Raw genomic sequence first — 13,601 nt, forward strand, 5'->3', positions numbered from 1 at the left:
TTCATCCGGGCGCCTCAGGCGCCCATATGCTCAATCACCGCATTACCAAACTCTGAACACGTTAACAGCGTTGCGTCGGGCATCAGCCGCTCGAAGTCGTAGGTCACCGTCTTCGCCGCAATCGCGCCTTCCACGCCGTTGATGATACGGTCCGCCGCATCGTTCCACCCCATGTGGCGCAACATCATTTCCGCAGACAGAATCAACGAACCCGGGTTGACCTTGTCCTGGCCGGCGTACTTGGGCGCCGTGCCGTGGGTGGCCTCGAACAGGGATACAGAGCCGCCGATGTTGGCCCCCGGTGCAATCCCAATCCCCCCTACTTCCGCTGCCAGCGCATCAGAAATGTAGTCCCCGTTCAGGTTCAGCGTGGCGATCACGCTGTAGTCCGCCGGGCGCATCAGGATCTGCTGCAGGAACGCATCGGCAATCACATCCTTGATGATGATTTCCTTACCGGTACTGGGGTTTTTCATGGTCATCCAGGGCCCGCCATCCAGCAATTCAGCCCCGAAACGTTCCCCGGCAAGCTGGTAACCCCAATCCTTAAAAGCCCCCTCGGTGTATTTCATGATGTTGCCCTTGTGCACCAGGGTGACCGAATCCTTGTCATTGTCGATGGCGTACTGGATCGCCTTGCGCACCAGGCGCTGCGTCCCTTCGCGGGACACCGGCTTGACGCCGATCCCACAGCCTTCCGGGAAGCGAATCTGGGTTACGCCCATTTCTTCACGCAGGAAACGGATCAGTTTGGTGGCTTCCGGGCTGTCCGCCGCCCACTCAATACCCGCATAGATATCTTCGGAGTTCTCACGGAAGATAATCATGTCGGTAAGTTCAGGATGTACAACGGGGCTGGGAACACCTTCAAAATAGCGCACCGGACGCATACAGGTGTACAGGTCCAGCTCTTGGCGCAGAGACACGTTCAGAGAGCGGATGCCACCGCCCACCGGTGTGGTCAACGGGCCCTTGATGCCCACCGTGAACTCTCGCAGGGCTTCCAGGGTTTCTTCCGGCAGCCACTCATCGGGTCCGTATACAACCGTGGCTTTTTCCCCGGCAAACACTTCCATCCAGGTAATGCCACGCTTGGTGCCGTAGGCTTTTTCCACAGCGGCATTAACGACTTTGATCATCACTGGTGAAATATCGACACCAATGCCATCCCCTTCGATATAAGGAATAATCGGATGATTGGGGACATTCAGGGACAGGTCCGCATTAACCGTGATTTTGTCACCGTCTGCAGGAACCGTGATCTTTTGGTATCCCATCTACACTTCTCCCTCTGAATAAAAGCGAATTCGGCCTCTGCTCGCGAGTATAGCATCGAGCTAAAGGTTGGGTGGAGCACCGGTTTGGCACTTAAGTGATCTGCGACAAGGGGCGTGTCGTAACGGAGGGAATCCGGCGATTGAACTCAATAGCCGGCATCAGAGGAATTGTTGAAACGCCTTACAGGGCAAGCCCTGAAGCACACATCTGCTGTGCTTTGTAGCCAGGCGAATAGCACGCCCGATGCCACAAAACTCAACAGCTGCACACTTCATCAATCAGGCAATAGCCCGTTAGAGCTTCTCCAGAATGCCATTAAAGGTCGCACTGGGCCGCATGGCGGCCGAGGCCTTGCTGAAGTCGGGGTTGTAGTACCCGCCGATATCAATGGGCGAACCTTGCACAGCCACCATTTCCTTAACGATCTGCTCTTCGTTTTCGGTCAACGCCGCAGCAATGTGAGTGAATTTATCTTTCAACTCAGCATCGTCGTCTTGTGCCGCAAGGGCTTGCGCCCAGTACATGGCCACATAGAAATGGCTAACCCGGTTATCCGGCTGGCCGACTTTCCGTGACGGTGACTTGTTCTGCTCCAGATACTGCTCATTGGCCCTGTCCAGAGCGGCCGCAATCACCTTGGCCTTGTTGTTCCCGTACTTCTCACCCAGCTCCTGAATGGAAACCGACAGCGCCAGGAATTCGCCGAGCGAGTCCCAGCGGAGGTGATTCTCTTCCAGGAATTGCTGCACGTGCTTGGGGGCTGAACCGCCAGCACCGGTTTCGTAGAGTCCGCCGCCAGCCATCAAGGGAACGATGGACAGCATCTTGGCGCTGGTGCCGAGTTCCAGAATCGGGAACAGGTCGGTCAGGTAATCCCGCAGCACGTTCCCCGTGACGGAGATGGTGTCTTTGCCGCGGATCATGCGCTCCATGGTGTAGCGGATCGCCTGAACCGGAGACATGATGCGGATATCAAGGCCTTCGGTATCGTGGTCCTTGAGATATTTGCGAACCTTCCGGATCATCTGTTGATCGTGGGCGCGCTCCTTGTCCAGCCAGAAGATAGCCGGGGTGTTGCTTTGCCGGGCACGAACCACGGCCAATTTCACCCAGTCACGAATCGGCAAGTCTTTTGCCTGGCACATGCGCCAGATATCGCCTTTCTCCACATCGTGAGTCAGCAACACCTCACCGTCTTCACGCACAATGCGCATGGTGCCGTTTTCACTGGCTTCAAAGGTCTTGTCGTGGGAGCCATACTCCTCTGCCTTTTGCGCCATCAGCCCGACGTTAGGCACGGAGCCACAGGTCACAGGGTCAAAGGCGCCGTGGGTTTTACAGAAGTTGATGACTTCCTGGTAGATGGTGGCGTAGGTGCTTTCCGGAATCACCGCCTTGGTATCCTTCAGCTTGCCATCGGCGCCATACATCTTGCCGCCTTGGCGAATCATCGCAGGCATGGACGCATCAACGATTACGTCCGAAGGCACATGCAAGTTGGAAATCCCGCGATCGGAGTCAACCATGGCCAGCTCTGGGCGGTGCAGGTAACAGGCACGGATCGTTGTTTCGATCTCCAGGCGCTGGGAAATCGGCAATTCTTCGATTTTCTGGTAAATGTGGCTCAAGCCGTTATTCGGGTTGGCACCAATTTCTTCCAGAACATCGCCATGCTTGTCGAACAGCTCCTTGTAAAAGCGTCGAACCGCATGCCCGAAAACGATCGGGTGAGACACCTTCATCATGGTGGCTTTTACGTGCAGAGAGAACAGCATGCCGGTGTTTTTGGCATCTTCAATTTGCTTGTCAAAGAACTCACTGAGCGCATTCTTGCTCATATACATGGCATCAATGACTTCGCCGTCAAGAAGCGGAAGTTCCGGCTTCTTGACCGTCACATTGCCGTTTTCGTCCTCGAACTCGATACGCACCTTGCAGGCCTTCGCTATCGTCGAGGAAGTCTCATGGGAAAAGAAGTCGCCGCCACGCATGTGTGCCACATGGGTACGCGAAGCCTGACTCCACTCCCCCATGCTATGCGGGTTCTTACGCGCATAATTTTTAACCGCAATGGGAGCACGACGGTCGGAGTTACCTTCACGAAGCACCGGATTCACCGCTGAACCCAGGATCTTGGTGTAACGGGCCAGGATGTCCTCTTCTTCCTCGCTTTGCGGCTCATCCGGGTATTCCGGCACCGGGTAGCCATGTTCGTTGAGTTCGGCGATGGCCGCTCTGAGCTGGTGAATGGAGGCACTGATATTGGGAAGCTTGATAATGTTGGCTTCGGGGTTTTGGGTCAGCTCCCCAAGCTCGCCAAGGGTGTCATTGACCTTCTGCTGGTCGGACAAATATTCAGGAAAGCTGGCGAGAATGCGTGTAGCGAGGGAAATATCACTGCTCTCAACTTCAATGCCAGCGATCGAAGTGAACTTTTCAATGATGGGTAAAAAGGAATAAGTCGCCAGCGCGGGCGCCTCGTCAGTCATGGTGTAAATAATTTTAGGCGTGGTCATAGAATTACAAGGTCCCAATTGTATTGGTAGAGCTTTCCGCCTGATATCAGTCGGCTTTTGGCCGTCAGATCAGCGGGCACCCAACAGGAGTGCTCCCTCCGAATAAAACTGTATTCTGCATAGGCTGGCGAGTATAGCACTGACCGTTTAGCCTTGTTAGGACAAGCGGTAGCAACCGCAGACCAACAACAGTCATCGATACTCACCCCATGGCGCAATTGATCTTACTTAACAAACCGTTTCAGGTCCTCTCCCAGTTCAGCGACGACCAGGGCCGGCGAACCTTGCGCGAGTGCGTGCCAGTGCCTGGCGTATACCCTGCCGGTCGACTGGACTGGGATTCTGAAGGCCTGTTGTTGCTGACCGATGACGGTGCCCTGCAGGCACGCATCAGCGATCCGCGGTTCAAGCTTCCCAAAACCTATCTGGTTCAAGTGGAAGGCAAGCCCGGGGGGCAGGAACTGCAAAAATTACGCCAAGGCATCACCCTGAAGGATGGCCCCACGCGCCCGGCCAAGGTCGAACTGATCGAGCCTCCCGCGTTGTGGCCGCGCAATCCGCCCGTGCGTTCGCGTAAAACCGTACCGGATAGCTGGCTCAGGCTCACTATAGACGAAGGTCGAAACCGGCAGGTGCGGCGAATGACCGCAGCCATCGGCCACCCTACCCTGCGGCTGGTTCGCTGGCAGATTGGCGAGTGGCGCATTGACGCCCTTGCCCCCGGGGAGTGGCGCGCTATGACGGTTCACGCGCCGAAGCCGCCTGCAGCCAGGCAGCGGCGGCCTCGTCATCGCTCTGGCGGGCCTCGACCCAAATCCAGCGGCCCTCGATAAGCTCTTTCTTCCAGAATGGCGCGCGGGTTTTCAGCAGATCCATGATAAACGCACAGGCAGCAAACGCATCCTGGCGATGCGGGGCACTGACGGCCACCTGCACGATGTCATCAGCCACCACCATGGTGCCGATTCTGTGCACCACCCAGGCACCATTGAGGTGCCATTTCTCGCCAGCCTGATCGACGATGGTGCGCAACACTCCCTCCGTCATGCCCGGGTAATGCTCCAGATGCAGCGCCTCTACCCTGCCCTGCTCATCGCGCACCTGGCCACTGAACTGCACCATGGCGCCACTGAGGCCTGCGTCGCGAAGCCAGTCGGACGGCTGCGCCGGCACCAGCGCCGTGTCCGTGACGGCCACATGAATCTTCATCCGCCAGTCACCGGTGGGAACAGGGCAACCACATCGCCATCACGGACCGCCGCCTGCTCCTGGCTGAGCACCTCGTTCACCGCCACCATATAGCGGGGGGTCGCCTCCAGCGCACGGGCCACCGACACATTATCGTCGGCCAGCCATGCGACCAGAGCCGCCACCGTCTCAACACCATCCGGCGGCGTGACCATCAGGCTGTCACTGCCTACTCGCTCACGCAAAGCGGCAAAAAAACGTATCTCGATCACCTCAACCCTCCCGCCGAAACTGGCCACTGCGCCCACCGGACTTTTCCAGCAGGCATACGTTTTCAATCACCATGCCCCGATCCACCGCCTTGCACATGTCATAGAGGGTCAGACTGGCCACCGATGCGGCGGTCAAGGCCTCCATCTCCACGCCAGTGGTGCCCTTGAGCTTGCAGGTTGCCTGCACGCTCAACACATCGCCCCCCTCCGGCTCGATGGTCACGGTTACTCCTGTCAGCAGCAACGGGTGGCACAAGGGGATCAGATCCCAGGTCTTCTTGGCCGCCTGGATCCCGGCGATCCGGGCCGTGGCAAGCACATCCCCCTTGGGATGCTCGCCGCCCAATATCATTTGTAGCGTAGCCGGCTGCATACGCACTCGCGCCTGCGCCGTGGCGGTACGCTGAGTGGTGCCCTTGTCAGTGACGTCCACCATCTGGGCCCGGCCGCTATCGTCCAGGTGAGTAAATCGTTGCTCTGTCATGCTCAGAGGTGTCTCCGCTCTGTTGTCTGTGGCGCCGCTGCGCTACCATTCCCGCCTTTCCAGAATTGAATGAAGCACCGCCAGCAGCCGATGACGGCCCCAGTGCTTCCTGTCCGGTAGGATACGCTATGAACAGCTTTGAGCCGCACATTACTGTGGCCTGCGTAGTCGAACAAGACGGCCGCTTCCTGTTTGTCCGTGAAATGAGCAAGGGCGAGGAAGTGCTGAACCAGCCCGCGGGCCACGTGGAATTCGGTGAGAACCTGATGCAGGCAGCCTACCGCGAAACCCTGGAAGAGAGCGCCTGGCAGGTAGAAATCACCGACCTGCTCGGCTGGTATATTTTCCAGCCCCACAAGGGCGCGGGCGTCTATTACCGCACCTGTTTTGTGGCCAGGCCGGTCAGCCATGATCCGAAACAGAAACTGGACACCGGCATTCTCGAAGCCGAATGGCTGACCCCGGACGAGTTCCGCGCCCGGCGGCACCAACACCGTAGCGCCCTGGTGGAAAAATGCCTGGAGGATTATCTGTCCGGCCGCCGACTTCCCCTGGACAGCATTTATCAGCACCCCTGGCCTCTGCAGAGAGGATGATTTGCCATGAGTAAGGCCCCCAAAGACACCCGTGTCATCGTCGGCATGTCCGGCGGCGTAGACTCCTCCGTGGCCGCGGCCCGCCTGATCGACGCCGGTTATCAGGTCGAAGGCCTGTTCATGAAGAACTGGAACGAGGACGACGGCACCGATTACTGTACCGCCCGGGAAGACCTGCTCGACGCCATGCAAGTGGCCGGCGTGCTGGGTATCGAGTTACACACCGCCAATTTTGCCGAGCAGTACTGGGACCGGGTCTTCGAGCACTTTTTGGCCGAATACAAGGCCGGTCGGACCCCCAACCCGGACATTCTCTGTAACAAGGAAATCAAGTTTCAGGCGTTCCTCGATCACGCCATTACCCTGGGCGCTGATTTTATTGCCACCGGCCATTACTCACAGGTCAGCCATGGCGACAAGGCACAGCTGCTGCGCGCGGTGGACACCAACAAGGACCAAACCTATTTCCTGCATGCGGTGGACTACCAAAAATTTGATCGCACCCTGTTTCCACTGGGCGATCTGGAAAAGCCGGAAGTGCGCCGTATTGCCGAAGAAAAAGGCTTCGACAACCACAAGAAAAAAGACTCCACCGGCATCTGCTTTATCGGTGAGCGCCGCTTCAAGGATTTCCTGGAGCAGTACCTGCCTGCGCAGCCCGGCACCATTGAAGATGACCACGGTAACGTTATCGGCAAACACGACGGCCTCATGTACTACACCCTGGGCCAGCGCCAGGGGCTGGGTATCGGTGGCCTGGCCAGCGCCAGTGAAGCCCCCTGGTACGTGGCCGGCAAGGATCTGGACCGCAATGTACTGCTTGCCGTGCAGGGCACCGACCACCCACTGCTCTACAGCCGGGAACTGACCAGCGCGCCCATGCAGTGGGTCGCACTGGAAGCTCCGGCCTTGCCGGCCCGGCTCACCGCCAAGACCCGCTACCGCCAGCCCGACCAGACCTGCACCGTCAGCGATGCCGGCGACGGCCGGGGACATGTCATATTTGATCAACCGCAACGCGCCGTCACACCCGGACAGTCCGTGGTGTTCTACGATGGGCCGGTCTGCCTGGGCGGCGCCGTCATTGAGGAAACCGCATGAGCGAACGTTTCTCGCCGGAACAACAGCAACTGCTGGCGCTGGCCGCCGTGTTTGAAGCAGCTCAGCTGGCCGATGATGTGGCCCAGCGTGGCGACTGCGACCCGAAAGCCTTCGAGGGACTGATTGCCGGCGTCATGGCACTGGATGCCGACGATTTCGACAGCATCTACGCCCAGCCCGCCCTGCTCCGCGAAGGCGTCAGCCTGCTCAATCGTAGCCTGAACAAGGAGTCCCGCGGCGCCAACCTGCGCCCACTGAACTACGGCCTGGCGCTGCTCCACCTGGCCGGCAAGCTGCGCAAGAATGAGGACACCGTCAGCATTCTGCGCAATCGCCTGCTGGCACTGAGCGGCCAGCAAGCGCACTTTGACAAATTCTCTGACGATGCCTTTTGCCATCGCATTGCCGGCATTTATGTGGACACCCTGGGCACCTTTCGATTCCGCATTCAGGTCAAGGGCGATCCTGCCCACCTGCAAGACGACGACAAGGCCGCCCGCATCCGCGCCCTGTTCCTCGCCGGGGTGCGTGCCGCCTTCCTTTGGCACCAACTGGGCGGGCGGCGCTGGCACCTCCTGTTCCACCGCAAGCGCCTTCTTTCTCTTATTGAGTCCATTGATATCAAAATCTTATAGGCGACAGTTAAAGCTACAAATAGCTTAACTTTTAGTTGTCGCCAGCAGCGGCGCAGTTTGCGGAATTTTGCTGTATGATTGCGCCGCCTTTGGAATGTACGTGTACGTACCTACTTGGACGATATTCGGGAGCCTGACATGTCCAGCCTTACCTCTTTGACTGCCATTTCACCGGTAGACGGTCGTTACGCCAGCAAAGTCGATGCACTGCGCAACACCACCAGTGAATACGGCCTGATCCGCTTCCGCGTCCATGTGGAAGTCAGCTGGCTGGAACAGCTGGCCCACGACAAGAACATCCCCGAAGTCCCCCTGATGAGCGGCCAGGCGGCCTGGAACCTCCGTGGCATCACCCGTGACTTCGAACCCCAGCATGCCGAGCGCATCAAGGCCATCGAAGCCACCACCAACCACGACGTCAAAGCCGTGGAATATTTCATCAAGGAACAGATGGCAGAACACGACGAACTGGCCAACATGAGCGAGTTCGTGCATTTCGCCTGCACCAGCGAAGACATCAACAACCTGTCCTATTCCCTGATGCTCAAGGAAGCCCGGGAAATCCTGCTGCCGAAAATGGACCAGGTGATCAGTGCGATTCGCAAGCAGGCCCACGCCCAGGCCGATCAACCCATGCTCTCGCGCACCCATGGTCAATCTGCCTCCCCCACCACCGTGGGCAAGGAAATGGCCAACGTGGTCGCGCGCCTGCAACGTCAGCGTGATCAGTTCGCCGCCGTGGAGCTGCTGGGCAAGATCAACGGCGCCGTGGGCAACTACAACGCCCACCTGTCGGCCTACCCGGACGTCGACTGGGAAGCCTTCGCCCGCCGTTTTGTAGAAGGCCTGGGGCTCACTTTCAACCCCTTCACCACTCAGATTGAACCCCACGACTGCATCGCTGAGTTCTTCCATGCACTGATGCGTTTCAACACCATCCTGCTGGACTTCGACCGTGACGTCTGGGGCTATATTTCCCTGGGTTACTTCAAGCAGCGCACCGTGGAAGGCGAAGTGGGCTCCTCAACCATGCCGCACAAGGTCAACCCTATCGACTTCGAGAACTCCGAAGGCAACCTGGGGTTGGCCAACGCCATCATGGACCACCTGGCCTCCAAGCTGCCCATGTCCCGCTGGCAGCGCGACCTGACCGACTCCACCGTACTGCGCAACGTGGGCGTCGGCCTGGCACACAGCATCATTGCCTTCGAGGCCAGCCTGAAAGGCATCGGCAAGCTGGAAGTGAACCCGGCACGCCTGGACGAAGACCTGGATGCCGCCTGGGAAGTCCTGGCCGAACCGATCCAGACCGTGATGCGCCGCTATGGCATCGAAAAGCCTTACGAGAAACTCAAGGCGCTGACACGCGGCAAGGACGGCATCAATCAGGAAACCCTGACCGCCTTCATCAATGATCTGGCGATTCCCGATGAAGCCAAGGAAATCCTGCTGGCCATGACCCCGGCCAGCTATGTGGGTAATGCTGCCCAGCAAGCTCGCAGCATCTGATGCCATCCACACCGACACCACCCTCCTTTACGCTGCCGCTTACCCCGGCAGCGTTTTTACGTGAGCACTGGCAGAAAAAGCCCCTGTTCATGCCCGGTGCCGCCCGCGGCCTGGACCAGCCCGACGCCAACACCCTGGCCGGACTGGCACTGGAAGAGTCCGTCGAAGCGCGCATCATCACCGGCGCCGGCAACGGCCCCTGGTCAGTATTGCAAAGCCCCCTGGCCGACGATGTCTTCGAAACCCTGGGCGAGGAAAACTGGACGTTACTGGTCCAGTCCGTGGACCACTTCCTCACGGAAACCTCACTGCTGCTGGACGACTTCGCCTTCCTGCCCAACTGGCGGGTGGAAGACATCATGATCAGCTATGCCGCCAAAGGTGGCAGTGTCGGCCCACACTTCGACCGATATGACGTCTTCCTGATTCAGGCCGCCGGTCACCGCCGCTGGCAAATTGGCGACGTGTGTGACGAGAACACGCCCCGCCAGCCCACCGATGAGCTGAAACTGCTGGCCGATATGCCTGTGCGCGAAGAATTCGTCGCCGGCCCCGGCGATGTTCTCTATCTGCCCCCCGGCGTGGCCCACCACGGCGTTGCCGAGGACAGCGACTGCATCACCTGGTCGGTGGGCTTTCGCGCCCCGGACTACCAGATGCTGATGGCCGAAATTGCCGGCGAATGCCTGGCCGAATCCAACAGTCAGCTGTTCACCGATCCGGACCGGGATGTCACGTCCGACCCCACCGTACTGGCCGATGCAGACCGTCAACAGCTCATTCGTGGCGCCCTGGACCTGCTCCAGCCAGACGCCATCGAACGGGCGGTTTATCGCTGGCTCTCCACCCCCCGGCTGGATGGCCTTGAATTTGCGATAGATGATCACCATATCCGCGAACGCGATAGTAACGTGGCTCTGGTTCGTCATGGCAGCGCGCGCCTGCTCATGCAGGGCAAACTGGCCTGGCTCAACGGCGACAGCCACACGCTAACAGAACAACAACGCCCGCTGGTGCAGCTATTGGCCAGCAAAAGACGCTACCAAGAAAGCGAGCTGGACGCAGTTATGACGCCCGCCGCAAGAGAATTGCTTCATGAATGGATTGAACAGGGCTACTTCGCCCCACTATAACGAGACCCCTATGGCTATCAGCATTATCGAAACCCGTTGGGATAAACACGAAGCCGCACTGCGTGGTCTCCGCCAGAACGTTTTTATCAACGAACAGCACGTGCCGGAAGAGCTGGAATGGGACGGTGAAGACAGCGCCGCCATTCACTTTCTCGCCCTGGACACTGATCAGCAACCGGTAGGCTGCATTCGCCTGCTCCCCAGCGGGCAGATCAGTCGGCTGTGTGTGCTCTCCGAACAGCGCAATAACGGCGTTGGCAGCTCCCTGCTGGTTGCCGCCGAAGAAGCAGCCCGAGCCAACGGCATGGAAGAGATTTTCCTTCACGCACAGACCCATGCCACCAGCTTCTACGAGGCCGCCGGTTTCTCCGTATCCGGCGGGATCTTCATGGATGCCAACATTCCTCACCGGCAAATGTTCAAACCCTTGCTCTAAGCCGTGCAACTGGACATCGGCGACGACACGCTACATCACCCGGCACGCAACGACGCCGGCCACGCGCTGGCCACGCTGATTCTGGCCAGCCGCCGCAGCCTCTGGCTGCGGGTGCCCACGCTGGATGCACTCACCGACAACGCCGAGGTGTGCAGCGCCATCAAGCGCCTTGCCCTGAGCAGCGCCCGGGCCGACATCCGCATTCTTTTCGACAGTCTGGAAAGCGCCGTGCGCAACGGCCACCGGCTGATTCACCTGTCCCGCCGCCTGCCCTCACGGATCACCCTGCGCCAGACCCAGCAGGACGACAACGATGCCGAGCAATGCTTTGCCATTGCCGACGGCACCGGCCTGTTTGAAGCCAGCGGCTGGCCGCGCCCAGGTCGACTGGATCTGTGCGGACACCGGCTACCGCGTGCGCCGCATCTAGGCAGGCAGTTTCAGGAACATTGGGAACGGGCTGGTGGATCACCGGAGCTGCGTGAGCTTAGGCTTTGAATGTCGGATTACGGCTACGCCTAATTCGACCTACTTGGCTGAGGCTTTGAAGGCGGGCACAAAATCGGGCGCTTTGCGATAAATGAACAGCTTGGGTGTCGGATTACGCCCTTCGAACTCTCTGTGCCCTTGGGTAAACACGACCTACAGCCCACTTGAGAGGGATTGTGCTTCATAGGGAGAGACGGTATCTACAAAAATTGACCTTTCAAGTAGGTCGAATTAGCCCGAAGGGCGTAATCCGATAATCTTTCAATCCACGATCAAGCTTGCGGTCAACTGCCAGATCGCCTGGCCGCTGGCCAGATACTTTTCCTCGAAATCCGTAGCAGCCTCTCCCTCTACCGCTAACGGCGCCAGCACCGCATCAATCCCACTGATTGCCAGCGCCACCTGCACTTCCTCCAGATACACCGGCCAGTTGCTGCGCAACTCCAGCTCACCGCCCAGCGTCAGCACAGAAGGCCACACTGGATGTCCCTGCCAGCGCCGCTTCAGGTGGGCGCTTTTCGGCCAGGGATTCGGATAAAGGATCTGATGCCGGGCAAGTTGCCACTCGGCCTGCTGCATAAGGCGCCATAACCCGGTGCAATCCGCGCGCAGAAACAGCAGATTGTCCAGTGGCTGCAGCCAACGGCGCCCACCCCGCTCCAGCCGGTTGGCCGACTGATCCACACCGATCACCAGGGCATCCGGATTCGCGTGAGCCAACAGAACAGAAGAACGGCCCGTGCCACAGCCGGAGTCCAACATCAGCGCACGATCGTGACCACTATCACCACGCCAGGCACGTGCCTGTTCGAATGCGGCACGGTCATGATCGGCAATGGGAGCTTGCCACACCGAAGCCAGATGTTTGCGCACCACCTTATCCAGATCATTATGAACGCCCGACTGGTTCGAGCTGACCGCACGGCTGTTGGCAAACATGGTATTCCTGACTGGCGAAGCGACTCACGGGAGGCACATTGTAGGCATGGCGGTCGCCAGTGCCACCCCTTGTTGGAATTTGGCTGGATTGGCGGTTCCCATGACACTGGCTAGCCAGCACAGGCAGCGCTACTGTAGGAAGCAAGAACGCCCTGCGCCGAACGCCAACTCAACGAGGACACCATGCGCCTGTGCCTGACACTGCTTGTCATCATGCTTGCCCTTCCCGGCCTGTCTGCGGCCGACGATATGAGCATCCATGTGCTGGAGCGCCCGGACGCTCCCGCCCTGGTGCCTGTCATTGAACCATTATTGCCGGCTGGCGGTTCCGTGCGCGCCTACCGCGGCAAGCTGATTGTGCGCACCACCGAAGCCAGCATGCAGGAGCTGCAAAGCGTCCTCGGCGGCCTGGAAGCCACACCCTCAACCCTGATCGTGCACCTGCGACGCCAACAAGGCAGCAGCAGCCAACAAAGCGGCATCGATACCAATGTTCGGGGCCGAATCGAATCCGGCCGGGCACCGGTGATTCAGGGCGAAGTGCGCATCGGCCAGCAGAACCAGGAACAACAGCGCCAGGACCACTACCAGATTCGTACCCTCAGTGGTTACCCGGCCAATGTGAGCCAGGGCACCCTGGTCGCGCTCAGTGGTGGCTATTACGGCACCACCTTCGCGCAACTGGATCAAGGGATTCAGGTAACGCCACAACTGACCCCGGACGGCAGCGTGGTACTGCAGATCAGCCAGCGCTTTGATCAGCCGGCCAGCCACACCACCGCCCGTACCCAACACAGCACCACCACCTTACGGGTCACGCCGGGCCGCTGGCAGCCCATGGGCAGCATTCGCGTGACAGAAAGTGGAAGCCGCCAGGGCATTGGCGACTACCAAAGTGGGCAGCGAAGCATGACCTTGCCGCTGGAGGTGATGGTGGAGAAAGAGTAGCGCCACGCAACACGCTACACACAGGGACGCAGCCGCGATTCCCGATTCCTGCCGCAGGAGCGCCGCTGGCGGCGCGA

The 13,601-nt window shown here is 59.2% G+C and carries 15 protein-coding genes; 9 read left to right on the forward strand and 6 right to left on the reverse strand.

The window, feature by feature from the left end:
• Positions 1-14: 14 nt before the first annotated feature.
• Together icd and CL546_RS10995 are read right to left on the reverse strand one after the other, a co-directional pair.
• The gene (gene icd / locus CL546_RS10990; RefSeq protein WP_290494909.1) at positions 15-1,277 is read right to left on the reverse strand and encodes an NADP-dependent isocitrate dehydrogenase; all 1,263 of its coding nucleotides are present in this window, start codon (positions 1,275-1,277) and stop codon (positions 15-17) included.
• Positions 1,278-1,571: 294 nt separating this feature from the next.
• Positions 1,572-3,794: an NADP-dependent isocitrate dehydrogenase gene (locus CL546_RS10995; RefSeq protein ID WP_290494911.1), complete on the reverse strand. Its 2,223-nt coding sequence runs from the start codon at positions 3,792-3,794 to the stop codon at positions 1,572-1,574.
• 209 nt (positions 3,795-4,003) lie between these two features.
• On the opposite strand from CL546_RS10995, the gene CL546_RS11000 reads away from it, so the two are divergent.
• Entirely contained in the window at positions 4,004-4,627 is a 624-nt protein-coding gene (locus CL546_RS11000) for a pseudouridine synthase (protein WP_290494913.1), read from the forward strand.
• Here CL546_RS11000 and CL546_RS11005 read toward each other — a convergent pair.
• The 3 genes from CL546_RS11005 to moaC are packed head-to-tail and all read right to left on the reverse strand — an operon-like array spanning position 4,530 to position 5,738.
• Positions 4,530-5,003, reverse strand: coding sequence for a molybdenum cofactor biosynthesis protein MoaE (locus CL546_RS11005; RefSeq protein WP_290494915.1), 474 nt, complete (start codon positions 5,001-5,003; stop codon positions 4,530-4,532). The two genes, CL546_RS11000 and CL546_RS11005, sit on opposite strands and share 98 nt — an antisense overlap.
• Complete coding sequence (gene moaD / locus CL546_RS11010) at positions 5,000-5,254, reverse strand: molybdopterin converting factor subunit 1 (protein ID WP_290494917.1); 255 nt, start codon at positions 5,252-5,254, stop codon at positions 5,000-5,002. The genes CL546_RS11005 and moaD overlap by 4 nt, the downstream gene beginning before the upstream one ends.
• 1 nt (position 5,255) lies before the next feature.
• Positions 5,256-5,738 (reverse strand): cyclic pyranopterin monophosphate synthase MoaC, encoded by a 483-nt coding sequence (moaC, locus tag CL546_RS11015; RefSeq protein ID WP_290494919.1) that lies wholly within the window; start codon positions 5,736-5,738, stop codon positions 5,256-5,258.
• A gap of 128 nt (positions 5,739-5,866) precedes the next feature.
• Between moaC and CL546_RS11020 the strand changes: the two genes are divergently transcribed.
• The 7 genes from CL546_RS11020 (at position 5,867) to CL546_RS11050 (ending at position 11,646) form a co-directional block, all read left to right on the forward strand.
• On the forward strand, positions 5,867-6,334 hold the full coding sequence (locus tag CL546_RS11020) for an NUDIX hydrolase (protein ID WP_290494921.1): 468 nt from the start codon (positions 5,867-5,869) through the stop codon (positions 6,332-6,334).
• A 6-nt stretch (positions 6,335-6,340) separates the two neighbouring features.
• The gene (mnmA, locus tag CL546_RS11025) at positions 6,341-7,435 is read left to right on the forward strand and encodes a tRNA 2-thiouridine(34) synthase MnmA (protein WP_290494923.1); all 1,095 of its coding nucleotides are present in this window, start codon (positions 6,341-6,343) and stop codon (positions 7,433-7,435) included.
• A complete protein-coding gene (hflD, locus tag CL546_RS11030; protein ID WP_290494925.1) occupies positions 7,432-8,070 on the forward strand; it encodes a high frequency lysogenization protein HflD in 639 nt (212 codons plus the stop codon). Before mnmA ends, hflD begins: the two co-directional genes overlap by 4 nt.
• 138 nt (positions 8,071-8,208) lie before the next feature.
• Positions 8,209-9,579 (forward strand): adenylosuccinate lyase, encoded by a 1,371-nt coding sequence (gene purB / locus CL546_RS11035; protein ID WP_290494927.1) that lies wholly within the window; start codon positions 8,209-8,211, stop codon positions 9,577-9,579.
• The gene (locus CL546_RS11040) at positions 9,579-10,712 is read left to right on the forward strand and encodes a JmjC domain-containing protein (RefSeq protein WP_290494929.1); all 1,134 of its coding nucleotides are present in this window, start codon (positions 9,579-9,581) and stop codon (positions 10,710-10,712) included. The genes purB and CL546_RS11040 overlap by 1 nt, the downstream gene beginning before the upstream one ends.
• A gap of 10 nt (positions 10,713-10,722) precedes the next feature.
• Positions 10,723-11,148, forward strand: a complete 426-nt coding sequence (locus CL546_RS11045; protein WP_290494931.1) for a GNAT family N-acetyltransferase — start codon at positions 10,723-10,725, stop codon at positions 11,146-11,148.
• A 3-nt stretch (positions 11,149-11,151) separates the two neighbouring features.
• A complete protein-coding gene (locus CL546_RS11050) occupies positions 11,152-11,646 on the forward strand; it encodes a DUF7931 domain-containing protein (RefSeq protein ID WP_290494933.1) in 495 nt (164 codons plus the stop codon).
• Positions 11,647-11,898: 252 nt separating this feature from the next.
• Here CL546_RS11050 and trmB read toward each other — a convergent pair whose 3' ends face one another.
• The gene (trmB, locus tag CL546_RS11055; RefSeq protein ID WP_290494935.1) at positions 11,899-12,576 is read right to left on the reverse strand and encodes a tRNA (guanine(46)-N(7))-methyltransferase TrmB; all 678 of its coding nucleotides are present in this window, start codon (positions 12,574-12,576) and stop codon (positions 11,899-11,901) included.
• Positions 12,577-12,759: 183 nt separating this feature from the next.
• On the opposite strand from trmB, the gene CL546_RS11060 reads away from it, so the two are divergent.
• Positions 12,760-13,524: a hypothetical protein gene (locus tag CL546_RS11060; protein WP_290494937.1), complete on the forward strand. Its 765-nt coding sequence runs from the start codon at positions 12,760-12,762 to the stop codon at positions 13,522-13,524.
• Positions 13,525-13,601 lie beyond the last annotated feature (77 nt).

It is taken from the genome of Alcanivorax sp. (genome assembly GCF_002726155.1).
Lineage (GTDB): Bacteria > Pseudomonadota > Gammaproteobacteria > Pseudomonadales > Alcanivoracaceae > Alcanivorax.

What these genes read in the sequence shown, in the direction of transcription:
- CL546_RS11060 (WP_290494937.1), top strand. Translation starts at nt 12,760, where the DNA reads ATGCGCCTGTGCCTGACACTGCTTGTCATCATGCTTGCCCTTCCCGGC.
- CL546_RS11045 (WP_290494931.1), top strand. Translation starts at nt 10,723, where the DNA reads ATGGCTATCAGCATTATCGAAACCCGTTGGGATAAACACGAAGCCGCA.
- mnmA (WP_290494923.1), top strand. Translation starts at nt 6,341, where the DNA reads ATGAGTAAGGCCCCCAAAGACACCCGTGTCATCGTCGGCATGTCCGGC.
- CL546_RS11040 (WP_290494929.1), top strand. Translation starts at nt 9,579, where the DNA reads ATGCCATCCACACCGACACCACCCTCCTTTACGCTGCCGCTTACCCCG.
- hflD (WP_290494925.1), top strand. Translation starts at nt 7,432, where the DNA reads ATGAGCGAACGTTTCTCGCCGGAACAACAGCAACTGCTGGCGCTGGCC.
- CL546_RS11005 (WP_290494915.1), bottom strand. Translation starts at nt 5,003, where the DNA reads ATGAAGATTCATGTGGCCGTCACGGACACGGCGCTGGTGCCGGCGCAG.
- icd (WP_290494909.1), bottom strand. Translation starts at nt 1,277, where the DNA reads ATGGGATACCAAAAGATCACGGTTCCTGCAGACGGTGACAAAATCACG.
- CL546_RS11020 (WP_290494921.1), top strand. Translation starts at nt 5,867, where the DNA reads ATGAACAGCTTTGAGCCGCACATTACTGTGGCCTGCGTAGTCGAACAA.
- CL546_RS10995 (WP_290494911.1), bottom strand. Translation starts at nt 3,794, where the DNA reads ATGACCACGCCTAAAATTATTTACACCATGACTGACGAGGCGCCCGCG.
- CL546_RS11000 (WP_290494913.1), top strand. Translation starts at nt 4,004, where the DNA reads ATGGCGCAATTGATCTTACTTAACAAACCGTTTCAGGTCCTCTCCCAG.
- moaC (WP_290494919.1), bottom strand. Translation starts at nt 5,738, where the DNA reads ATGACAGAGCAACGATTTACTCACCTGGACGATAGCGGCCGGGCCCAG.
- purB (WP_290494927.1), top strand. Translation starts at nt 8,209, where the DNA reads ATGTCCAGCCTTACCTCTTTGACTGCCATTTCACCGGTAGACGGTCGT.
- trmB (WP_290494935.1), bottom strand. Translation starts at nt 12,576, where the DNA reads ATGTTTGCCAACAGCCGTGCGGTCAGCTCGAACCAGTCGGGCGTTCAT.